The sequence below is a fragment of the Pseudomonas sp. NPDC087598 genome (assembly GCF_044743525.1).
Lineage (GTDB): Bacteria > Pseudomonadota > Gammaproteobacteria > Pseudomonadales > Pseudomonadaceae > Aquipseudomonas.
In genome coordinates, this window is sequence record NZ_JBIUWQ010000066.1 from 1 (window position 1) to 22,676 (window position 22,676).

Consider the following 22,676-nt stretch of genomic DNA (forward strand, 5'->3'; position numbering starts at 1 on the left):
AAAAAGAAGACACCAAAAAAAAATTCAAAGACTGAATCCAGAAAACAACCGAGCAGAAGCTCTAAAACTAAATCGACGGTCGCGGTTTCTTCCAGATCCTGCAGCCGGACGGCACCACGTCCTACACCCGTGACGGTACTTTCCACCTCGACTCCAATGGCCAGATCGTCAACGCCAGCGGTTTCGCCCTGGAACCGGCCATCGTCATTCCGAACGATGCCCAGACCTTCACCGTGGGTCGCGACGGCACTGTGTCGATCTCCGTTGCCGGCAACCCTGCCGCTCAGGTTATCGGCAACCTGCAAACCGCCGACTTCATCAACCCGGCCGGTCTGCAAGCCGTGGGTAACAACCTGTTCCTGGAAACGGCTGCTTCCGGCGCGCCGCAAGTCGGTACCCCGGGCCTGAACGGTTTTGGCACCACGCTGCAGAACACCCTGGAAACGTCCAACGTCAGCACCGTTGAAGAGATGGTCAACATGATCACCACTCAGCGCGCTTACGAGATGAACTCCAAGGTGATCTCCACCGCCGACCAGATGCTCTCGTTCGTAACGCAGAATCTGTAATCAAGTCTATGAGGCGACCATGAGGTCGCCTGCAACACCGTGAGGTAGGGTCATGAATCGCTTCGTATCTGTTCTGGCATTGAGTGGAGTCGTCTCGCTCGCGGGCTGCGTCGCCCCGACGCCCAAGCCCAATGACCCTTACTACGCTCCGGTGTTGCCGCGCACGCCGTTGCCGGCTGCGGCCAATAACGGCTCGATCTATCAGGCCGGGTTCGAACAGAACCTGTACGGCGACCGCAAGGCATTCCGGGTCGGTGACATCATCACCATCACCCTGAACGAGAAGACCCAGGCGAGCAAAAACGCCAACTCGCAAGTGGCCAAGAACAGCAAGACCGGCATCGGCCTGACTTCGTTGTTCGGCGGCAGCGCCACCACCAACAACCCGTTGGGTGGCAATGATCTGAGCCTGGACGTCGGCTACAGCGGCGACCGTGCGACCAAGGGTGACAGCAAGGCTGCGCAGGGCAACACCCTGACCGGTTCGATCACCGTGACCGTGGCTGACGTGCTGCCCAACGGCATCATTGCCGTGCGCGGCGAGAAGTGGATGACCCTCAACACCGGCGATGAGCTGGTACGAATTGCCGGTCTGGTGCGCGCGGATGACATCGCCACCGACAACACCGTGTCGTCGACCCGTGTCGCCGATGCGCGCATCACCTACTCGGGCACCGGTTCGTTCGCCGATGCGAGTCAGCCAGGCTGGTTCGACCGTTTCTTCCCAGCCCGCTGTTCCCTTTCTAGGTGGCTACGTTGAATTTCAAGAGCCTCATGCTGGCTGCGGCACTGATGTCCGCAGCCTTTGGTGCCCACGCCGAGCGGCTGAAAGATATCGCCAGCATTTCCGGCGTGCGCTCCAACCAGTTGATCGGTTACGGCCTGGTGGTCGGGCTTAACGGCACCGGTGACCAGACGACGCAAACCCCGTTCACCCTGCAGACCTTCAACAACATGCTCTCGCAGTTCGGCATCAAAGTGCCGCCGGGCTCGGGCAACGTGCAGTTGAAAAACGTCGCGGCGGTGTCGGTGAGTGCCGATCTGCCGGCGTTCGCCAAACCGGGTCAGCAAGTCGACATCACTGTTTCCTCGATCGGTAACTCCAAGAGCCTGCGCGGCGGCACTTTGTTGCTGACCCCGCTCAAGGGTATCGACGGCAACGTCTATGCCATCGCTCAGGGCAACCTGGTGGTCGGCGGTTTCGATGCCGAGGGCCGTGACGGTTCGAAGATTACCGTCAACGTGCCGTCGGCCGGTCGTATCCCGGGTGGTGCGTCGGTGGAGCGTTCGGTGCCGAGCGGTTTCAACCAAGGCAACAGCCTGACGCTGAACCTCAACCGATCCGACTTCACCACGGCCAAGCGCATCGTCGACAAGATCAACGACATGCTCGGCCCTGGTGTGGCGCAGGCCATCGACGGCGGTTCGATCCGTGTGACGGCGCCGCTCGATCCGAGTCAGCGCGTCGACTATCTGTCGATCCTCGAAAACCTCGAAGTCGATCCGGGGCAGGCGGTGGCGAAAGTCATCATCAACTCGCGTACCGGCACCATCGTCATCGGCCAGAACGTCAAAGTGTCGCCGGCCGCCGTGACCCACGGCAGCCTGACCGTGACCATCACCGAAGACCCGATCGTCAGCCAGCCGGGCCCGTTGTCCAACGGCCAGACTGCGGTCGTGCCGCGTTCGCGGGTGAATGCCGAGCAGGAAGCCAAGCCGATGTTCAAGTTCGGCCCGGGTACCACCCTCGACGAGATCGTGCGTGCGGTGAACCAGGTCGGCGCAGCACCGGGTGACCTGATGGCGATTCTTGAAGCACTGAAGCAGGCCGGCGCGTTGCAAGCCGACCTGATTGTGATCTGAGGCCGACCCCCATGGATATGCGCAAGAGCGGTCTGGTCAGTAGCAGTGATTCGGGTTCTTACTCTGACCTCAATCGTCTGAACCAGCTCAAAGTCGGCGACAAGGACAGCGATGCGAACATGCGCAAAGTGGCGCAGGAGTTCGAATCGCTGTTCCTCGGCGAAATGCTCAAGTCGATGCGTTCGGCCACCGAAGCGCTGGGCCAGGACAATCCGCTGAACACGCCGGCGGCCAAGCAGTATCAGGAAATGTACGACCAGCAACTGGCCGTTTCCATGTCCCGCGAGGGCGGTGGTATCGGTCTGGCTGACGTGCTGATGCGGCAGATGTCGAAGAACAAGCCGATGGCGCCGGGCGAGGCTGCTGCCGCGTCCGCCGCCAAGCAGGAAGAGGCCAAAGCCAAGGCACTGGCTGTGGCGACACCGGTTGCCGCAGGCACCGTCGCCACCAGCGGCCCGTTGTCGCGCCTCAATGGCGAGCGTCCGCTGTGGGCGTCGCGTTCCGTCAATGCGCCGAACACGCAACTGGCGCACCGCAACGATATGGAAATGATCAACCAGCGTCGACTGGCCTTGCCGCCGAAACTGGCTGATCGCTTGCTCGCGGGCCTGGTGCCGTCGGCCATGCCGACCGCTGCCAGCCAATTGCCGCAACGCACCACGACTGCCGCCACCACTGGCGCCGGTCCGCTGTACAACGGCGACTGGCTGGCCCGCGCCGAATCGGACAAGGCCTCTGGCGGGCAGATGCAGATTTACGGTCGGGCGATGGCGCAGATTCCGCTGGCGCCCGCGAAGAAAGCCTTCAGCTCCGCCGACGAGTTCGTCAACACCATGCTGCCGATGGCCAAGGAAGCTGCCGCACGTATCGGCGTCGATCCGCGTTACCTGGTGGCACAAGCCGCGCTGGAAACCGGCTGGGGCAAATCGGTCATGCGCGCGCAGGATGGCAGCAGCAGCCACAACCTGTTCGGCATCAAGGCGAGCAGCAACTGGACCGGCGATTCGGCCCGGGCAATCACCAGTGAGTTCCGCAATGGTGCGATGGTCAAGGAGACGGCCGAGTTCCGTTCCTACGCCTCGTACAAGGACAGCTTCCACGATCTGGTGACTTTGCTGCAGAGCAACAATCGCTATCAAGATGTTGTGAAGTCTGCCGATAACCCAGAACAGTTTGTACGCGAGTTGCAAAAGGCCGGTTACGCCACCGACCCGAACTACGCGACAAAGATTTCGCAGATAGCCAAGCAGATGAACAGTTTCCAAAACTACGCTGCGGCGGGTGTATCCACCACGCCTTTATAAGGCACAAGGTATAAGGTCTGAACCATGAGTTTGCTCAATATCGGGATGTCAGGACTGTCGGCCAGCCAGTCCTCTTTGGCTACGACAGGCAACAACATTGCCAACGTCGACACCGCCGGTTATTCGCGCCAGCAAACCGTGCAGGGCACCAAATCCTCGCAGCAATTCGGCACCGTGTTCATCGGTACGGGCACCACCCTGGCTGACGTGCGCCGGGTGTACAACTCGTACCTGGAAAGCCAGCTGCACACGGCCACCTCGCTCGACAGCGAATCGGCCGCGTTTCTGGCGCAGGCCACGCCGCTGGATTCCATGCTGTCGGATACCAACACCGGCCTGACCGGTGTGCTGCAAAAATTCTTTACCACGATGCAGGGCGTCTCGACGTCGGCGACCGATGACACCTCCCGTCAATCGGTGCTGACCGGTGCGCAAGCGCTGACCAGCCGCTTCAACACCATCGCCAAACAGCTCAACGATCAGAACACCACCATCAATGGCAGCCTTGGTGACATGACGTCCCAGGTGAACAAACTGGCCACCTCGATTGCCAATTTGAACCAGAAGATCGGCGAGATCTCCACCAGCGGTGGGGCGCCGAACGATCTGCTCGACAGCCGTAACGAAGCGGTACGTCAGCTCTCCGAGCTGACCGGTGCACAGGTCGTCGAGCGTGGCACCAGTTTCGATGTCTACATCGGCAGCGGTCAGCCGCTGGTGATCGGCAACACCACCAACACCCTGAGCATGGTCGCAAGCAAAGACGATCCGTCGCGCATGGCCATCCAGATGGATCGCGGTTCGAGCACCATCGACATCACCTCGGCGATGACCGGCGGTGAAATCGGCGGCCTGCTGACTTACCGCAAAGAGGTCCTTGACCCGTCGCTCAACGAGTTGGGCCGAGTGGCACTGGTGATCGCTGATCAGGTCAACAGCCAGCAAGCACAGGGCATCGACAAGAACGGTGACTTCGGCGCGGCGATTTTCAACAACATCAACAGTGCTGCGCTGATCAGTCAGCGCAGTATCGCGCAGTCGGGCAACAGCACAGGCTCGGGCAACCTTGACGTTACCATCAAGGACACCGGCAAGCTGACCACCAGCGATTATCAGGTGACGTTCACCAGCGCTACCGACTACACCGTCAAGCGTTCCGACGGCACCGACATGGGCGCCTTCAGCACCACAACCAATCCGCCGCCAGTGATCGACGGTTTCACCCTTGCTCTGAAGGGGGGGGCGTTGAGCGCCGGTGACAGCTTCAAAGTCACCCCGACCCGCAATGCGGCCGCGAGCATTCAGACGGTGCTCACCGATCCGAAGAAAATCGCTGCGGCCGGTCCGTTGACCGGTGTCGCCAGCGCTGCCGGTCTGGGCACTTACACTCAGCCGACACTCAGCAGCAAGATCGATATCTACAACCCGACGGCCCAGGCTGACATGCAGGCGGCGCTGAAGAACTCGACGCCGGTCAAACTGGTGTTCGGTGCGGTCAGCGGCGGCAGCCAGTCTTACTCCTTCGTGGATGCCAAGGGCGGCGTCATCAGCAGCGGCACAGTCGTTCCCGGTCAATCGAACACGCTGGACCTGAAGGTCGGCATCGTCGATGCCAGCGGCAACCCGGTGATGGACACCAGCGTTACGCCGAACGTACAGAAAACCTTCTCCGTACAGACCACCGTGGGCGGCACGCCGAAGCCTGGCGAAACCTTCACCATGAACCTGACCGGTGCGGCGTCTTCGGACAACCGTAACGCGCAATCGCTGGTCGCCCTGCAAACCGCGCAGACCGTCGATACCGGGTCGGCCAGCAAAGGCATCAGCCTGACTGACGCTTACAACAAACTGGTGACCAATGTCGGTACCAAGACTGCCCAAGGCAAGTCCGACAGTGCCGCCACCACGGCGATTCTGGATAACGCCAAAGGCGCGCGCGATTCGCTGTCCGGGGTCAACCTGGATGAAGAAACCGGCAACCTGGTCAAATACCAGCAGTACTACACAGCGTCTTCGCAGATCATCAAAGCTGCGCAGGAAACTTTCGCCACGCTGATCAACAGCCTTTAAGGAGTCGTAATTCATGCGCATTTCCACCGCCCAGTATTACGGCACGCAAGCGTCGGACTATCAGCGTAACTTCAACAAGGCTGTCGCTACCGCCAGCGAGGCGAGCAGCCTGCAGCGCATCACCAATGCGTCCGATGATCCGATCGGTGCCGGTCGTTTGCTGCAACTGGGCCAGCAGGCCGCGATGCTGGATCAGTACAAGACCAACGTCGACACCACCACAAATTCGTTGAATGTGCAGGAGTCCACGCTGGATTCCATCACCACCGCACTGGCGCGTGCCAAGGAACTCGCCCTGGCCGCCAACACCGGCACGCGTACCGACAAGGATCGCCAGGCTTACGCTTCGGAGCTGAGTCAGATCCAGCAACAAGTGCTTGGCCTGATGAACTCCAAGGATGCCAACGGCAACTACATGTTCTCCGGTTCGAAGACCGATACCGCGCCGTACTCGCAGAATGCCGACGGCACTTACACCTACAACGGTGACCAGACCACGATCAACCTGGGCATCGGCGACGGTATGACGGTCGGCACCAACACCACCGGTTGGGATGCCTTTCAGCAGACCATCAACACCGGCCGCACCAGCACCAACATGACGGCTCCTGCAGTGGATGACGGCCGTGTCGTGCTGTCCAGCGGTACCGTTGGCAATGTTGCCACCTACAACTCCAAGTTCTCCGGTGGTCAGCCCTACACCGTCAGCTTCGTCAGCAGCACCCAACTGCAAATCACCGATGCGCTGGGTAACGACGTGACGGCCGAAGCCAGCCAGAACGGCGCGATCGTCAACACCACCGGCACCAACCAGTCGGTCAGTTTCCGTGGCGTCGACCTGAAGCTGAACATCAACCTGAAAGCGGGGGACACCAACCCGGACGCGGTGATTGCCGGGCACAGCTTCCAGCTGTCGACCCAGCCTGACTCGTTCACCACCGCGCGCAGCCCGGGTAACCCGTCTACTGCGGTGATTACCGGTTCGACCATCACCGACCAGTCGGCCTATACAAACGCCTTCCCGCAAGGCGGCGCGGTGCTCAAGTTCACCAGCGCCACGGCGTTCGATCTGTATGCGGCGCCAGTCACTGCGGACAGCAAACCCGTGTCGTCCGGCACCGTGGCTGGCGGCAACGCGACCGCTGCGGGCGTGACTTTCGCGCTGGGCAACACTCCGGCCGCTGGCGATCAGTTCTCGATCCAGCCGAACAATCACCAGACCCAGAACGTGCTCGACACGCTGGGCCAGATGATTACGGCATTGAATATGCCGATCGACGGTGATGATGTTGCCAAGCAGAAGTTTCAGGGTGTCATGGAGTCGGGTCTCGGCAACATCGACGCCGCTACCAACCAGATTGGCGCTTCTGTCACCACCATTGGTGCCCGTGGCCAAGCGCTGGAAATGCAAACCGCGACTAACCTGAGCCTGAGTACGGCGAACACCACGACCCAGGGCTCGATCCGTGATTCGGATCCTGCCGAAGTCATGACCCGCCTGACCTTGCAGCAGACCATGTTGCAAGCCGCGCAACTGGCGTTCAGCAAGATCAGCCAGTTGGGTCTGTTCAACAAGATCTGACGATTAACGGGCGCGCGAGCGCCCGTTTGCTCTATCCCCAAGTAATGTTTTATAGCGGTTTCAAGGGTTCGCTTTGCCGAGCGGGCTTGTACCGCCTGTGAGCCCGCCGTGAATTCACTCCCTCTCGTTAGCCTTGTCATTCCCGCCTTCAATCCACGCTTTTTCGAGCGAGCCTTGCGTAGCGCTGTCGGCCAAGGCTATGGCCATCTGGAGATCATCGTTTGCGATGACAGTCGTGGCGTCGAGATCGAAAACACCGTCTCCAATGTCAGTACGCAGACCGGCGTTGTCGTGCGTTATGTGCGCAACCCGCGCACGTTGGGCCTGGTCGGCAATCTGAAAGCCTGTCTGGATCAGGCGCAGGGCGAGTTCATCAAGTTTCTGTGTGACGATGATTTGCTGTATTCCGCCTGTATCGAGCAGCAAGCGCACGAGATGCGCCGTGCAGAGGTCAGCCTGGTGCTGGCGCAGCGACTGCTCTGGGACGCCAACGACATCATCCTCCCTGCGCGTCTGGAAAACACCTCGCTGTCGCCGGTCAGTGGCTTGTTCAAGGGCGACGATTTACTGGCGATATTTGAAAAATTCCCGGTCAACGTTCTCGGCGGTTTCAGCAACGCGCTGTTTCGCCGCGCGGACGTCGCCGAGTTGCTGCCGGCATTGACCGAGGAGGGCGGCTGCTTCGTCGCGAGCCTGGATTTCGCCTTGTATGTCTGCCTGCTGCGACGCGGCAACCTGGCGGTGTCCAACAACGTGCTGAGCGCCGAGCGTCTTTATCCGGAGCGGCTGAGTGCGCAGCAACCGATGAAGGACGCGATGGACGTCGAGCGCGAGTGGCTCTCGCAAATGCTCAAAGTCCGCAGCGGTGAGTCGGCGCCTGCGCCAGGCTGGGTACGCTATATCCCGTTGGCAAAGGCTGATGAGTCGCCAAGGGTTTGGGAAGAACTGCCGCTGAGTCGTACCCTCGGTTCCCGGCAGAGCCGTCAGGAGTGTGGCGTCGGCGTCGACAGCCTGAGCTTCGGCGAACTCTACGCGCAATGGCTGGCGTGTCGGGTGCTGACCGAAGGCCAGCGCAAGTTGTTGCCGGAAACCATCGCCGGTTGGTCGCACCAGCCGCGGATCGTACCGATCATCATCGACGGCAAAGGCAGTCGCGATGGTGTGGAGCGCACGCTGGAGGCCCTCGACAATCAGGATTACCCGGCGGAACTGGTGCTGATCCTGTCCGCGTCCTGTGCCGAAGCGGAGCTGGATGGGCGCGTGTTTCGCTTGCCGCTGCAAGGCGATGGGCTGGAGCAACTCAACACCTTGCTGCCGCAACTGGAAGGCGCCGACTGGTTCTACCTGCTGCAACCCGGTGATCGTCCGGTGGCCGCGGCATTGCTGATCATGGCGGACCGCATCGCGCATTCGCGGTCTTTCACCTGCCTGTACAGCGACGAAGGCAGTCTGCGCAGTGGTGAATCGGCAGAGCCTGCGTTCAAGCCGGATTTCAACCTCGACCTCATGCGCAGCTATCCCTATGTCGGGCGGGCGCTGGCGTTCAAGCGCGAGCGGGTTCTGGCGCTGGGCGGCCTGACGTCTGACTTTGCACAACTGGCGCCTCATGACCTGCTCTGGCGCATGGTCGAGAGCGGCGGTACTCAAGTGATCGGGCACGTCGCCGAAGTGTTGCTTGAATCGAAATTCGATCTGTCCCAATGGCTTACCGACCCGGGTGTGCTGGAACAGAATCCGCGGGTGCTCGATGCGCATCTGCAGCGCGTGGGGATTGCCTACGAGACTCGACGCGAGGGCAGTGAACTGCTCAATCGGGTCGACTATCGCCATGCCCGACGCCCGCTGGTGTCGGTGATCATTGTCGCTCAGGATCAGGCGGCGGCCTTGCAGCGTTGTGTCGAAACGCTGCTGGAAAAGACCGCTTACACCGAGTACGAAATTCTCTTGGTCGACAGCGGCAGCGAAAGCGCCGAGGCGCGGACCTGGCTCGACGGCATGGAACAATTGGGCGGTGAGCTGATCCGTGTGTTGCGCTACCCGCAAAAGCACAACCCCGCTGCCATTCACAATTTTGCCGTGAGCCAGGCGCGCGGCGAGTATGTCTTGCTGCTCAATGCCTTTGCGGTGATCACGCAAGCCGATTGGCTCGACGAATTGCTCAATCATGCGCAACGCCCCGAAGTCGGGATCGTCGGCGCCAAGTTGTTCGATCCGGACGGCGGGGTGTTGCATGCCGGCCTGATTCTCGGCCTGCAGGGGCCGGCCGGGTTGCCGTTCTTTGGTCAGCCGATGCAGTCGGAGGGCTATATGTTCCGGCTGCAGGCGGTGCAGGATCTGAGCGCTGTCGGCGGTGACTGTCTGATGGTTCGCAAGTCGGTCTTCGAGGAGGTCGCGGGGCTCGACGAACAGCACTTGAAGGTCGCGTACAACGTCGTCGATCTGTGCCTGCGAATCGGTCGCGAAGGTTATCTGGTGGTGTGGAATCCGCATGCCCGGCTGGCTGTGGGCACGCGCCCGGTCGCCGTGGCAACGAGCGAAGAGCAACAACAGCACGAGCGCGAGCAGGATGCGTTTTACCAGCGCTGGCTGCCGCAGATTGCGCGCGATCCGGCCTACAACGTCAACCTTGCGCTACAGGGTATCGGGGCCAGCAACTTTAGCCTCGAACCGGGTCTGCTGACCGGCTGGAGTGCGTTTTCCAGGTCGAGTCTGCCCAACGTGCTCGTGGTGCCGATCAACGCGTCTGCCATCGGCCATTACCGCATGAGCCAGCCGATGATCGAACTGGAGGCGGCCAACCGGGTCGAGGGGCGCATCTGCTACGGCTTGCCGTCGATCGTCGAAATCGAGCGTCAGGCTCCCGACGTGATCGTGCTGCAGGGGCGCTACTCGGAGCACGCCATCGATGAAATTCCGCCCCTGAAGAAGTACTTCAGCGCCCGGCGTATTTTCGAACTGGATGACTATGTCATTGACGTTCCTCATCGCAATGCCCACATCCGTAACATGCCGAGCAAGCAGGACATGGAGCGCATGGTGCGTCGAGCGATCGGCCTCTGTGATCGGGTGGTCGTGTCGACTCAACCTCTGGCCAATGCGTTGTCGGACATGCACCACGACATTCGTGTGGTGCCGAACATGCTTGCGAAAAACCTCTGGAGCCAACTGCGCAGCCGGCGGCGCACGTCGAAGAAGCCACGGGTCGGTTGGGGCGGTGGCACCAGCCACCACGGCGACCTGGCAGTGATCGCCGAGGTGGTTCGCGAACTGGCCAATGAAGTCGACTGGGTGTTCTTCGGCATGTGCCCGGATGACCTGCGTCCGTACATGCATGAGTTCCACGGTGTGATCCCGCTCGACGTGTATCCGGCGAAACTGGCCAGCCTCAACCTCGATCTGGCCCTCGCACCGCTGGAGTTCCACATCTTCAACGACTGCAAGAGCAACCTGCGGCTGCTGGAGTACGGCGCTTGCGGCTACCCGGTGATCTGCACTGACACCGAAGCCTATCGCGGCTACCTGCCGTGCACGCGGGTCAAGACAAACACCACCGATGAGTGGCTGCAGGCGATTCGCATGCACCTGGCCGATCCTGATGCCAGCTACCGCATGGGCGACGAGTTGCGTGAGGTGGTGCTGCGCGATTACGTGCTGCGTGGCGATAACCTGCGCTACTGGGAAAATGGCTGGCTGGCGGACTGACAGGCTCCAATGCTTGCAGCAGTTCGATGAAAGGGATGAGTCCGGTGACGGGCTCATCCCTTTTTTCATGGCCGCACGTACTGCGACATACCGCGCACCGAGCTGGCGCGTTTCCTGCAAGTCCCCCTCAAATCGCCATAAAACGAGCGCTCGCGGTCATTGCCCCTGCGCCCGAAACGGCAGAAAGGTTTAGCCAGAAGGCCGCAACGCTCAAGAAAGCGACGCGCAGCCCTGTGACGAACGAGAGGGGAGAGGATGAAGGCAGTTATTTTGGCGGGTGGTCTGGGCACGCGCATCAGTGAAGAGTCGCACCTCAAGCCCAAGCCGATGATTGAGATTGGCGGCAAGCCAATTCTCTGGCACATCATGAAGCAGTACTCCGCCCACGGGATTCACGACTTTGTGATTTGCCTGGGCTACAAGGGGTACGCGATCAAGGACTTCTTCGCCAACTACTTCCTGCACACCTCCGATGTGACCTTTGACATGCGTGAAAACCGCATGGACGTTCACCAGAATTACAGCGAGCCATGGCGTGTGACGCTGATCGATACCGGTGAAGAGACCATGACCGGTGGCCGCCTGGGGCGAGCCGCGCGCTATCTGGAAAATGAAGAGGCCTTCTGCTTCACCTATGGCGACGGCGTTTCCGATTTGAACATCAGCGCGTTGGTCGATTTCCACCTGACTCACGGCAAACTGGCCACCGTCACCGCCGTACAACCGCCGGGACGTTACGGTGCGCTGGATCGCGAAGGTGACCGCGTGCTGGGTTTCACCGAGAAGCCACGCGGCGACGGTGGCTGGATCAACGGCGGCTTTTTCGTGCTGTCACCCAAGGTCCTGCCGCTGATCGAAGGCGATTCTACGTCGTGGGAGTCCGGTCCACTGGACGGCCTGGCCGCACGCGGTGAGCTGATGGCGTTTCAGCACGACGGTTTCTGGCAGCCCATGGACACCCTGCGAGACAAGAACCATCTCGAAGCCCTGTGGCAGAGCGGGGAGGCCCCATGGAAGCAATGGGACTGAGTGCGGATTTCTGGCGTGGCAAGCGCGTCCTCGTTACCGGTCACACCGGTTTCAAAGGCAGTTGGCTGACCCTGTGGCTGCAAAGCCTCGGCGCGCAAGTCAGCGGCTTTTCCCTTGATCCGTCGACCGAGCCGAGCCTGTTCGAATTGGCGCGCGTGTCCGAAGGCATCAACGATCAGCGCGGTGATCTGCGTGATCTCGGCGCTTTGTTGGAAATCATCGCCGACACCGAGCCTGAGATCGTTCTGCACCTGGCGGCACAACCGTTGGTGCGTGAAGGTTATCGCGATCCGCTAGGTACTTACTCCAGCAACGTCATGGGCACGTTGAATCTGCTCGAAGCGATTCGTCAGGTCGGTTGCGTGCGCGCCTGCGTGCTGGTGACCACCGACAAGGTCTACGCCAACAAGGAATGGCTGTGGCCATACCGCGAAGACGAAGCCCTCGGTGGGCACGATCCTTACAGCAGCAGCAAGGCCTGCTGCGAACTGTTGGCGCAGTCTTATGCAGCCTCTTTCTTCCCGGCGGACAAATACGCCGAACACGGTCTGGCCCTGGCCACTGCGCGTGCCGGCAACGTTCTGGGCGGCGGCGATTTCGCCCCCGAGCGACTGATTCCCGACGTGCTGAAAGCCTGGACCGCTGACGAGCCGGTGACCCTGCGCTACCCGCAAGCCGTGCGCCCATGGCAGCACGCATTGGAACCGCTGGCCGGTTATCTGCAACTGGCCGCCGGTCTTTACGAAGAGGGTCCGGAGTACGCCGGTGCATGGAACTTCGGCCCGGGCGAGGCGGACATGTGCAGCGTCGGCGAAGTGGTCGAGTTGCTCGCCAGTCGTTGGCCACAGGCGCGCGGTTTGCGCATTGAACCGAGCGAACTGCACGAGGCCGGCCTGCTGCGTCTGGACAGCAGCCGCGCACGTCAGGTACTCGGCTGGCAACCACGCTGGACTTTGCAGCAATGCCTGACCCAGACCCTCGACTGGCATCTGGCGTGGCAGAACGGCGATGACATGCGCGCCGTTACCCTCGGCCAGTTGAACCTGTACCGAGGCGCGCTGTGAGCGAGTTTTCCCTGCACGCCTTGCCACTGGCCGGACTGTTCAGCGTCCAGCACAAACGCTTCGAAGATCAGCGCGGGCACTTCGCCCGACTGTTCTGCGAGGGCAGTCTGAGCGCATTCGGCAGCGAATTTCATATCCGCCAGATCAACCATTCCTGCACTCGCGAGAAGGGCAGTGTGCGCGGTCTGCATTATCAGAATGCCTGCGCCCCGGAAGCCAAACTGATCACCTGCCTGCGCGGTGAGGTGTGGGATGTGGCGGTCGATCTGCGCCCCGACTCTGCAACATTTTTGCACTGGCACGCCGAGCACCTCAAGGCAGGCGATGGCCGCAGCCTGTTGATCCCGGCCGGTTTCGCCCATGGTTTTCAAACCCTCACCGAAGATGCCGAATTGCTCTACCTGCACAGCGCCGATTACGCGCCGGAGCACGAGGGCGGTCTGTCGGTGAACGATCCACGGCTGGCGATCGCCTGGCCGTTGCCTGTCAATAATTTGTCAGCGCGTGATTCCAGCCATCCCGCGCTCGATCAACACTTTGCTGGAGTGCGTCTATGAACTGCCGTGGGTGCGCCGCACCGCTGAGCCTGCCGCTGATCGATCTTGGTACCTCACCACCGTCCAACGCCTACGTGCACGCCGATCGTCTGGAACAGGCCGAGCAATGGGTACCGTTGAAGGTCGCCGTGTGTCAGCAATGCTGGCTGGTGCAGACCGAGGACTACACCAGCGCCGACAGCCTGTTCGACGCCGAATACGCCTACTTCAGTTCGTTCTCCAGCACTTGGCTCGCGCATGCCGAGCGCTATGTCGCCGAGATGGTCGAGCGCTTCGGCCTGACTGCCGACAGCCGCGTTGTGGAAGTCGCCGCCAACGACGGCTACCTGCTGCAGTACATGGCCGGTCGCGGTATTCCGTGTCTGGGCGTCGAGCCGACGCGCAGTACCGCACAAGCCGCGCGGGAAAAAGGTCTGGAAATTCGTGAGCTGTTCTTTGGTCACGACACCGCCACACAGTTGCGAAGCGAAGGCTGGGCCGCTGATTTGATGGCCGCCAACAACGTGCTCGCGCATGTACCGGACATCAACGATTTCCTCGGTGGCTTCGCGACGTTGCTCAAGCCAACCGGTGTAGCCACCTTCGAATTCCCGCAACTGCTGACGCTGATGGCCGGCGCGCAGTTCGACACGCTGTATCACGAGCACTATTCCTACCTGTCGCTGACTGCCGTGCAGACGCTGTGTGAGCGCAACGGTCTGGAAGTGTTCGACGTCAGCCAGTTGAACACTCACGGTGGATCGTTGCGGGTGTTCGTGCAGCGCAAGGACGGCGAGCGTCGCCCGGTGCAGCCAGCGGTGCAGCAACAGTTGCAGGCTGAACTGGACGCCGGGGTGAAAACCGCCGAGTACTACACGACCCTCGCGCCCGCCGCTGAACGCATCAAGCATGAGCTGCTGCGCTTTTTGTTGCAGGCCAAGGCTGACGGCAAACGTGTGGTCGGTTACGGCGCGGCCGCCAAGGGCAACACCTTGCTCAACTACGCCGGGGTCAAACCGGATCTGTTGGCCTGGGTGGCTGATGCCAACCCGCACAAACAGGGCAAGTGCTTGCCGGGCAGCCGCATTCCGATTGTTGCGCCTGAGCGGATTGCCCAGGAGCAGCCGGACTACATTCTGGTGTTGCCGTGGAACCTGTTGAGCGAAGTGACGCAGCAACTGTCTGCGGCCAAGGCATGGGGCGCACGTTTTGTCGTCGCCGTTCCGGAGTTGATCATCCAATGAGCAGAATTCATTACACCAAACCCAGCGTTGGCGAACTCGAAGCGCAATACGCCCTGGACGCTGTGCAGAACGGCTGGGGCGCACGTTGCTACGAATACCTGACACGTTTCGAGCACGGTTTTGCCGAGCATCTGGGCGCTACCTACGCCATTGCCACCTCCAGTTGCACCGGCGCCCTGCATATGGGCATGGCTGCCTTGGGCGTTGGTGCTGGCGATGAAGTGATCCTCGCCAACACCAACTGGATTGCTTCGGCGGCACCGATCACTTACCTGGGCGCCACGCCGGTGTTCGTCGATGTACTGGCTGATAGCTGGTGCCTGGATCCGCAGCGTGTCAGAGCGGCGATCACCCCGCGCACCAAGGCGATTCTCGCAGTGCATCTGTACGGCAACTTGTGTGACATGGACGCACTGCTCGCCATCGGTCGCGAATTCGGCATCCCGGTAATCGAGGACGCGGCGGAAGCCATCGGCTCGCAATGGCGTGGCCAGGCGGCGGGCTCGCTGGGGGCTTTCGGCGCTTTTTCGTTTCATGGCACCAAGACCATGACCACCGGTGAGGGCGGCATGTTCGTCACTTCCGACAAGGCTTTGTATGAACGTGTTCTGACCCTGTCCAACCATGGGCGTGTGGCGGGTTGCACCAAACAGTTCTGGCCGGAGTTTGTCGGTTTCAAATACAAGATGAGCAACCTGCAGGCCGCAGTCGGTTGTGCCCAGGTCGAACGCATCGACGAGTTGATCGAGCGCAAGCGGGCGATTTTTGCCAACTACGCGCGAGCGCTCGAAGGCGTACCGGGGGTGTCGCTCAATCCCGAACCGGCCCATGCCCGCAATGGCTACTGGATGCCGACCGTGGTGTTCGATGCCGACACCGGCATCCACCGCGAGCAAATGATTGCCGCCTTCCAGGCCGCCGACATCGACGCCCGGGTGTTTTTCTGGCCGCTGTCGTCGCTGCCGATGTTCAGCGAATACGTGGTCGACACGCCTCTGGCGTTTGCGTTGCCCGAGCGTGCCTTCAACCTGCCGAGCTATCACGACATGACCGACGCCGATCAACAGCGCGTGGTGCAAGTGGTGCTGGATCTACTTGCTCGCAGGCACGCATCGTGAAGATGTATCTGCTGGGGGCCGCCAACCCGGAAGCGGTGCGCATGCTGCATGCCGTGAAGCGCAGCACGCCGAACATCGAATTCGCCTTCCTCGACAACGATCCGCGCAAGCACGGCACGCTATTTTACGGGGTGCCGGTGCTCGGTGGTTGTGAACGGGTCGGCGAACTCAATGGCGAGGACGTGCGCTTCGTCAATCTGATCACCGGCAGTACCCGGTTACGCTACGAAACCACCTGTCAGTTGGTGGACGCCGGAGCACGCCTGGGCCAGTTCGTTCATCCGGGGATTGACCTGAGCATGATTCGCATGGGCCAGGGCAGTTATCTGCAGGAAGGCGTGCTGATGCAGGCCGAGGTGACACTGGGCGACAACACCAGCATCAGCGCCGGCAGTGTCGTGGGGCATGAGGGGCAGATCGGCCACTCGGTGTTCATGGCGCCGGGCGTGTGTATCGCCGGTTGCGTGGAAATCGGTGACGGGACCTTTATCGGCACCAACGCCACGATCCTGCCGCGCCTGCGCATCGGTCGCTGGGTAACCATCGGTGCCGGTGCGGTCGTGACCAAAGATGTTCCGGATTTTTCGGTCGTGGTGGGCAATCCCGCCAGGATCATCAAGACCAACGCAGTGCCTTACCCGGACGCCAGGGTGTTCAGGTAAGCCGTTTCCCGAATTTTTGGAGAGTTGCAATGAATCCGCATGAACAGTTTCGCGAAGAAGTAAAAGCCAACATCGAAGGCCTGCAGAACGACAAGGCCCTGCAAACCGAGTCCCTGGACTGGGTCGGCACCACGGCAAAACACAAGTACACCTACAACTTCAGCTGGATGGGCCGGCCGATCATTCAGTTCCCGCAGGACATGGTCGCGATGCAGGAAATTATCTGGAACCTGCGTCCGGACGTGATCGTCGAGACGGGCATCGCTCACGGCGGTTCGCTGGTGTTTTACGCTTCGATCCTGGAACTGATCGGACACGGCGAAGTGCTGGGCATCGACATCGATATCCGCGAGCACAACCGCGAAGCCATCGAAGCGCACCCAATGTTCAAACGCATCAGCATGATCCAGGGTTCGAGCATCGATAGCAGCATCGTCGATCAGGTGCGCGAGCGTGTGCAGGGCAAAAAAGTGCTGGTAGTGCTGGACTCCAACCACACCCACGAGCACGTCCTCGAAGAGCTGCGCCTGTATGCACCACTGGTGTCGGTGGGCAGCTATTGCGTGGTCATGGACACCGTGGTCGAAGACATGCCGGCCGATGCGTTCCCGGATCGTCCGTGGGGCAAGGGTGACAACCCGAAAACCGCGGTGTGGGCGTATCTGGAAGACAACCGCGATTTCGAAATCGACCAGTCGATCCACAGCAAATTGCTGATCACAGTCGCGCCGGATGGTTATCTGCGTCGCGTGCGTTAATCGACAAACAACGATGAGTTTTCGGCGACGCGCCGTTTGTGGGGAATATATGCAAGGCAAGAACACTTCTGGAACCGGTCTGGCACTCAACGAACAGTTGACCATTGTGCTGATCTCTCACGAACGCCCGGCGTTTCTGCGTAGAGCCATTCGCTTCTACAGCAGCCTGCCGTGCAGGATTCTGGTGCTGGATTCGTCGGCGGCGGCGCTGGCGGGCATCCCTGCCGAATTCACCAACGTGGATTATCAGCACTTGCCGCAGTTCGGCTACTGGGGTATTCGCGCCAAGCTGGCTTACGGTGTCGAGCAGTTGCAAACGCCTTACATGGTGTTTGCCGCCGACGATGACTTCCTTGTGCATGATGCCCTGCATGAAGCCGTGGCATTCATGGATGCCAACCCCGATTACAGCCTGTGCCATGGCTACAGCCTGATGTATCTGGCATTGGCCAACAGCGTCAATTATTACCGCCGTGACAAGAAAGTCTGCGAAGACTACTCGGCCGATCAGGCCGAGGAGCGTTTGCTCGATTACATGCACCAGTACCTGCCGCCGTTCTATGCCGTGCAGCGTACGGCGATCTTGCGCGACTGGTACGCGGCCATGCCGCAAGACACGATCTTCCAGTGGCAGGAAGTCGGTCACACTTATTACATGCTGGCCCGGGGCAAGGTGCGGATTCTGCCGATCCCGTATGTGGTGCGCGAAATCAACTACGAGCAGTCCGATCACAACACCGAGATCTATCACACGCTGGCCTATATGGATGGCAAGAGCGTGGCCGGGCGCGAAGCGTTCGCCGAGTTCCTCGCGTCGTTGCCGACCCAGCTCCAGCATCAGGATCCACGGCAGGGCAAACAGTTTGCCCTGAAGAGTTTTGCCGCGCTGGCCGAAAGCCTGCGGACCTACCGGGCACTCACCGCCGAGTTGATTTTCGAGTCGACCTGGATCGATATCGAGGCCGGCCCGCAGCGTCGGTTCGGGCCGAAGCAATACGTGGAAATGCCTTTCTATAACCAGGTGTTTTTCGATCAACTGACGCAATTCGAATTTCTGTTGCACGCGATGCCGGCCGGACGCGTTCAGCTCAAAGAGCTGGAAGGCATTTGGGCTCGCCAGCAGAGCCTGATGCTGGCACGCAACAATGACACTCCGGAAAGTGTCCTCGACCGCTTGTGGCAGGCGCACGACGCCAACGTGTTCAATCGCGCGGTGATCAAGCAACTGCTCGCGCAATTGCAACCGCTGGACGAGGAAGACGACGCGCCAGTGCTGCGCGATTGGGTCGCGCGTCTGGACGCGGTGTTGCTCGAAGGGCATCAGCCGACATTCGCCAAAATGCTCACCGGCCGCCTGCTCGAGTGGCTCGCCGCGCGTGCGCCGGACACCGAGCAGGCCACGGTGATTGCCCGCCACCTGGCAGATAATGCCGGTGGTCCGCAGTTCGGCATCTTCCTGCTCGATCTGGACAACGACATCGACAAGTTGCAAATCTCCCTGGACAGCTTGCTCGAAGGCCACAGTAAAGCTTTCAAGGTCGTGGTTTTCACCACGGGTGAGCCGCCGGCTGCAACCACTGCACAAAATACGCTGCACTTTGTGCGAGTGACCCAAGGCAACTTCGTCGACAAGCTCAACCAGAGCGTCAATCAATCGACCTGCGACTGGCTGCTGCTGGTTGAGGCGGGTGAAGAGTTCACGGCTGCCGGCCTGTTGCGTGCCGGCCTGGAACTGATGGCTGCGCCAGGTGTGCGTGCGGTTGCCACGGATGAAATCCAGCGCCAGGAAAACGGGGCGCTAGTGGATATGTTCCGCCCCGGCTTCAACCTGGATCTGCTGCAGAGCGTTCCGTCACTGATGGCACGGCACTGGTTGATCCGTCGCGAAGTGCTGACAGGGCTCGGCGGTTATCAGGCCGATTTCAGCAAGGCGCTGGAGCTGGATGTGCTGCTGCGCATCATCGAGGAGGGGGGACTCGACGGTCTGGCCCATCTCGATGAGCCTTTGCTGATCACCCGGGCGCCAGTGCTGGCAGAAAATCCTCACGAGCGTCAGGCGCTGCTGCGGCACTTGGGCAATCGTGGTTACAAGGCTCAGGTCACTTCGACGCAGCCTGGCACCTGGCAGATTGACTATCGTCATGCCGAGCGGCCGCTGGTCTCGGTGATTGTGGCCGCCGGCGACGATCTTGCTGCATTGAAACGCTGCCTGGATGGCGTGCTGCTCAGAACCCGTTACACCCGCTATGAGCTGTTGATTGCGGTCAACCCGAACCCGTCGGCCGAGGTCAATGACTGGTTGGCAACGCTGCGCAACGGCAAAGTGCGGGTACTGCATGCTGATCGCCCGCTCGATCAAGTCGCACTGTGCAACGCGGCCAGCGAGCAGGCGCAGGGCGAATATCTGGTGCTGCTGGCCACCGACAGTGAAGTGGTCAACCCGAACTGGATCGAGTCGTTGCTCAATCACGCCCAGCGTCCTGAGGTCGGCATCGTCGGTGCCAAACTGGTGGACCGCGACGGCAAAATCTCTCAGGCAGGTTTGATTCTCGGGTTGAACGACGGGGTGGCTTCGGCCTTCATCGGCGAGAAACACGCTAACGAGGGCTACATGCAGCGCCTGGCGGTCGAGCAGAACTATTCGGCGGTGTCGAAGGCGTGCCTGATGGTGCGCAAGGACTTGTTCAACGCGCTGGGTGGCCTGGACGACGTGACCTTCGCCGCCGGCTTCAGCGATGTTGATCTGTGTCTCAAAGCCGGGCAGGCCGGTTACCTAACCGTGTGGACGCCGCTGGTGCAGGTCTTGCACACCGGCGAGTTGCCGCAAGCTCCTGAAGCATTGGCGGCATTGCGTGAGAAGTGGAGCGCGGCCTTCGCCCAGGATCCGGCGTACAACGCCAACCTGGCGCTGACCGGCAAAGGTTTTACCCTGGGTGAAATTGCCCCGATCAATTGGGCGCAATTGCTCGGCTAAGCCTGGCGAACAGGACACAGGAATTCAGACATGTTCAACGGTAAATCGATTTTCATCTCCGGCGGCACCGGTTCGTTCGGGCGCAAATTCATTGCCCGCCTGCTGGAGCAATACCAGCCCAAGCGCGTGGTGGTGTTTTCCCGTGATGAACTGAAGCAGTATGAGATGCAGCAGACGTTCAACGCGCCGTGCATGCGTTACTTCATCGGTGACGTGCGCGATGCCGATCGTCTGCGTCAGGCCATGCGCGGCATCGACTACGTGGTGCATGCCGCGGCGTTGAAGCAAGTGCCGGCGGCGGAATACAACCCGACCGAATGCATTCGCACCAACGTCAATGGCGCGGAGAACATCATCGCCGCCGCCATCGACAATGGCGTGAAAAAAGTCGTCGCGTTGTCCACCGACAAGGCGGCCAGCCCGATCAACCTGTATGGCGCGACCAAGTTGCTCTCGGACAAGTTGTTCGTCGCCGCCAACAACATTGCCGGCGAGCAGCAAACCCGGTTTGCCGTGGTGCGCTACGGCAATGTGGCCGGCTCGCGGGGTTCGGTGGTGCCGTTCTTCAGCAAGCTGATCGCCGACGGCGCAGAAGAGTTGCCGATCACTGACGAGCGCATGACGCGGTTCTGGATCACCCTCGACCATGGCGTTCAGTTTGTGCTCGACAGCTTTGCGCGCATGCACGGTGGTGAAGTGTTCGTGCCGAAGATTCCGTCGATCCGCATCGTCGATCTGGCGCGCGGCATGGCCGAACATCTGCCGCACAAGCACGTCGGCATCCGTCCCGGTGAAAAGCTCCATGAGTTGATGGTGCCGCTGGACGATGCGCGGATGACTCTCGAGTTTGCGGATCACTACACCATCCAGCCATCGATTCGCTTCACCAGTGTCGACGTCGATTTTGCCGTCGACAAACTTGGCGAGCGGGGGAGTGCCGTGAGCGAAGATTTCGAATACCGTTCCGACACCAATCCGCATTTCCTCTCGGTCGGGCAGATCGCCGACCTGCACGCGAAGCTCTCGGTATGATTCCCTACGGTCGGCAAAGCGTCGATCAGGCAGACATCGACGCCGTCGTCGAAGTGCTGCAGTCGGACTGGCTGACCCAGGGGCCGAGCATCGAGCGTTTCGAGCAGGCGATGGCCGCGCGTTGCCAGGCCGACTTCGCCGTCGCGGTGTGCAACGCCACGGCGGCGCTGCACATTGCTTGCCTGGCGGCAGGCCTGGGGCCGGGTGATCGGCTGTGGACGACGCCCAACACCTTTCTCGCCTCGGCCAACTGTGGACGTTATTGCGGTGCCGACGTTGATTTCGTCGACATCGATCCGCTGACCTGGAACCTCGATGTCATCGCCCTCGCAGCGAAACTCGAGCAGGCCGAGCAGGACGGCGCATTGCCGAAAGTGCTGGTGGCGGTGGCGTTCTCCGGGCAGAGCTGCGACATGCGCAGGATTGCCGAACTGGCCGAGCGCTACAATTTCACGGTGATCGAAGATGCGTCGCACGCGGTCGGTGCGTCCTATGCAGGACGTCCGGTGGGCTGTGGCCAATTCGCGGCGATGACGGTGTTCAGTTTCCACCCGGTGAAGATCATCACCAGCGCCGAGGGCGGTATGGTCTTGACCAATCGCCCGGTGCTGGCCGAGCGCCTGCAACGCCTGCGCTGCCACGGCATGACCCGCGATCCGCAGCAGATGAGCGAGCCGAGCCACGGTCCGTGGTACTACGAGCAGATCGAGCTGGGTTTCAATTACCGCATCACCGATCTGCAGGCTGCGCTGGGTTTGTCGCAACTGGGCAAACTCGACGACTTCATCGCTCGGCGTCGCGAACTGGCGGCGCGTTACGACCGCCTGCTGGCGTATTTGCCGGTGACGTTGCCCAGCCTGCAGCCTGAGGCAGAGTCGGCTTGGCATCTGTATGTGATTCGCTTGCAGACCGATCGCATCAGCCTCAGTCACCGTCAGGTGTTTGAAGGCTTGCGCAGTGCCGGTATTGGCGTGAATCTGCATTACATTCCTGTGCACTTGCAGCCCTACTATCGCGATCTGGGGTTCGCCGAGGGCGATTTCCCCGAAGCCGAGCGTTATTACGCCGAGGCGATCAGCCTGCCGCTGTTTGCGCTGTTGAGCGATGAACAACAGGATTACGTGGTCGAGCAATTGCGTCGGCTGACCGAATAACTGCCGCTGTGGCAC

15 protein-coding genes and 2 pseudogenes are annotated in these 22,676 nt (G+C 60.9%); all 17 read left to right on the forward strand.

Features of this window, described 5'->3' with window-relative positions; translation table 11 throughout:
• Nucleotides 1–71: 71 nt before the first annotated feature.
• Nucleotides 72–569 (forward strand): annotated as a pseudogene (locus ACIOWE_RS25760) (flagellar hook-basal body complex protein); the annotation flags it as partial.
• A gap of 52 nt (nt 570–621) precedes the next feature.
• Nucleotides 622–1,316 (forward strand): annotated as a pseudogene (flgH, locus tag ACIOWE_RS25765) (flagellar basal body L-ring protein FlgH).
• Between the two features lie 27 nt (nt 1,317–1,343).
• Entirely contained in the window at nt 1,344–2,432 is a 1,089-nt protein-coding gene (locus ACIOWE_RS25770; protein ID WP_011333019.1) for a flagellar basal body P-ring protein FlgI, read from the forward strand.
• Nucleotides 2,433–2,443: 11 nt separating this feature from the next.
• The gene (gene flgJ, locus ACIOWE_RS25775) at nt 2,444–3,736 is read left to right on the forward strand and encodes a flagellar assembly peptidoglycan hydrolase FlgJ (RefSeq protein WP_401397366.1); all 1,293 of its coding nucleotides are present in this window, start codon (nt 2,444–2,446) and stop codon (nt 3,734–3,736) included.
• A 24-nt stretch (nt 3,737–3,760) separates the two neighbouring features.
• Nucleotides 3,761–5,806, forward strand: a complete 2,046-nt coding sequence (gene flgK, locus ACIOWE_RS25780; RefSeq protein ID WP_401397369.1) for a flagellar hook-associated protein FlgK — start codon at nt 3,761–3,763, stop codon at nt 5,804–5,806.
• A gap of 13 nt (nt 5,807–5,819) precedes the next feature.
• Nucleotides 5,820–7,388, forward strand: a complete 1,569-nt coding sequence (locus tag ACIOWE_RS25785) for a flagellar hook-associated protein 3 (RefSeq protein ID WP_401397372.1) — start codon at nt 5,820–5,822, stop codon at nt 7,386–7,388.
• 108 nt (nt 7,389–7,496) lie between these two features.
• Nucleotides 7,497–11,090, forward strand: a complete 3,594-nt coding sequence (locus tag ACIOWE_RS25790) for a glycosyltransferase (RefSeq protein WP_401397375.1) — start codon at nt 7,497–7,499, stop codon at nt 11,088–11,090.
• Nucleotides 11,091–11,345: 255 nt separating this feature from the next.
• On the forward strand, nt 11,346–12,119 hold the full coding sequence (rfbF, locus tag ACIOWE_RS25795) for a glucose-1-phosphate cytidylyltransferase (protein ID WP_016984278.1): 774 nt from the start codon (nt 11,346–11,348) through the stop codon (nt 12,117–12,119).
• Entirely contained in the window at nt 12,101–13,183 is a 1,083-nt protein-coding gene (gene rfbG / locus ACIOWE_RS25800; RefSeq protein WP_401397379.1) for a CDP-glucose 4,6-dehydratase, read from the forward strand. Before rfbF ends, rfbG begins: the two co-directional genes overlap by 19 nt.
• Nucleotides 13,180–13,740, forward strand: coding sequence for a dTDP-4-dehydrorhamnose 3,5-epimerase family protein (locus ACIOWE_RS25805; protein WP_401397382.1), 561 nt, complete (start codon nt 13,180–13,182; stop codon nt 13,738–13,740). Before rfbG ends, ACIOWE_RS25805 begins: the two co-directional genes overlap by 4 nt.
• Nucleotides 13,737–14,963: a methyltransferase domain-containing protein gene (locus ACIOWE_RS25810; protein ID WP_401397385.1), complete on the forward strand. Its 1,227-nt coding sequence runs from the start codon at nt 13,737–13,739 to the stop codon at nt 14,961–14,963. The genes ACIOWE_RS25805 and ACIOWE_RS25810 overlap by 4 nt, the downstream gene beginning before the upstream one ends.
• Nucleotides 14,960–16,081 (forward strand): DegT/DnrJ/EryC1/StrS family aminotransferase, encoded by a 1,122-nt coding sequence (locus tag ACIOWE_RS25815; RefSeq protein WP_401397388.1) that lies wholly within the window; start codon nt 14,960–14,962, stop codon nt 16,079–16,081. The genes ACIOWE_RS25810 and ACIOWE_RS25815 overlap by 4 nt, the downstream gene beginning before the upstream one ends.
• Nucleotides 16,078–16,743: a NeuD/PglB/VioB family sugar acetyltransferase gene (locus tag ACIOWE_RS25820; RefSeq protein ID WP_201234451.1), complete on the forward strand. Its 666-nt coding sequence runs from the start codon at nt 16,078–16,080 to the stop codon at nt 16,741–16,743. The genes ACIOWE_RS25815 and ACIOWE_RS25820 overlap by 4 nt, the downstream gene beginning before the upstream one ends.
• 29 nt (nt 16,744–16,772) lie before the next feature.
• Nucleotides 16,773–17,501 (forward strand): cephalosporin hydroxylase family protein, encoded by a 729-nt coding sequence (locus ACIOWE_RS25825; RefSeq protein ID WP_401397391.1) that lies wholly within the window; start codon nt 16,773–16,775, stop codon nt 17,499–17,501.
• Between the two features lie 49 nt (nt 17,502–17,550).
• Nucleotides 17,551–20,475: a TIGR00180 family glycosyltransferase gene (locus ACIOWE_RS25830; protein WP_401397394.1), complete on the forward strand. Its 2,925-nt coding sequence runs from the start codon at nt 17,551–17,553 to the stop codon at nt 20,473–20,475.
• Nucleotides 20,476–20,505: 30 nt separating this feature from the next.
• The gene (pseB, locus tag ACIOWE_RS25835) at nt 20,506–21,507 is read left to right on the forward strand and encodes a UDP-N-acetylglucosamine 4,6-dehydratase (inverting) (RefSeq protein ID WP_201239246.1); all 1,002 of its coding nucleotides are present in this window, start codon (nt 20,506–20,508) and stop codon (nt 21,505–21,507) included.
• Complete coding sequence (gene pseC / locus ACIOWE_RS25840; RefSeq protein ID WP_401397399.1) at nt 21,504–22,661, forward strand: UDP-4-amino-4,6-dideoxy-N-acetyl-beta-L-altrosamine transaminase; 1,158 nt, start codon at nt 21,504–21,506, stop codon at nt 22,659–22,661. The genes pseB and pseC overlap by 4 nt, the downstream gene beginning before the upstream one ends.
• Nucleotides 22,662–22,676 lie beyond the last annotated feature (15 nt).

Coding starts and splice junctions, on each gene's coding strand:
- ACIOWE_RS25770 (WP_011333019.1), top strand. CDS start 1,344: ATGCTGGCTGCGGCACTGATGTCCGCAGCCTTTGGTGCCCACGCCGAG.
- flgJ (WP_401397366.1), top strand. CDS start 2,444: ATGGATATGCGCAAGAGCGGTCTGGTCAGTAGCAGTGATTCGGGTTCT.
- flgK (WP_401397369.1), top strand. CDS start 3,761: ATGAGTTTGCTCAATATCGGGATGTCAGGACTGTCGGCCAGCCAGTCC.
- ACIOWE_RS25785 (WP_401397372.1), top strand. CDS start 5,820: ATGCGCATTTCCACCGCCCAGTATTACGGCACGCAAGCGTCGGACTAT.
- rfbF (WP_016984278.1), top strand. CDS start 11,346: ATGAAGGCAGTTATTTTGGCGGGTGGTCTGGGCACGCGCATCAGTGAA.
- rfbG (WP_401397379.1), top strand. CDS start 12,101: ATGGAAGCAATGGGACTGAGTGCGGATTTCTGGCGTGGCAAGCGCGTC.
- ACIOWE_RS25810 (WP_401397385.1), top strand. CDS start 13,737: ATGAACTGCCGTGGGTGCGCCGCACCGCTGAGCCTGCCGCTGATCGAT.
- ACIOWE_RS25815 (WP_401397388.1), top strand. CDS start 14,960: ATGAGCAGAATTCATTACACCAAACCCAGCGTTGGCGAACTCGAAGCG.
- ACIOWE_RS25825 (WP_401397391.1), top strand. CDS start 16,773: ATGAATCCGCATGAACAGTTTCGCGAAGAAGTAAAAGCCAACATCGAA.
- ACIOWE_RS25830 (WP_401397394.1), top strand. CDS start 17,551: ATGCAAGGCAAGAACACTTCTGGAACCGGTCTGGCACTCAACGAACAG.
- pseB (WP_201239246.1), top strand. CDS start 20,506: ATGTTCAACGGTAAATCGATTTTCATCTCCGGCGGCACCGGTTCGTTC.
- pseC (WP_401397399.1), top strand. CDS start 21,504: ATGATTCCCTACGGTCGGCAAAGCGTCGATCAGGCAGACATCGACGCC.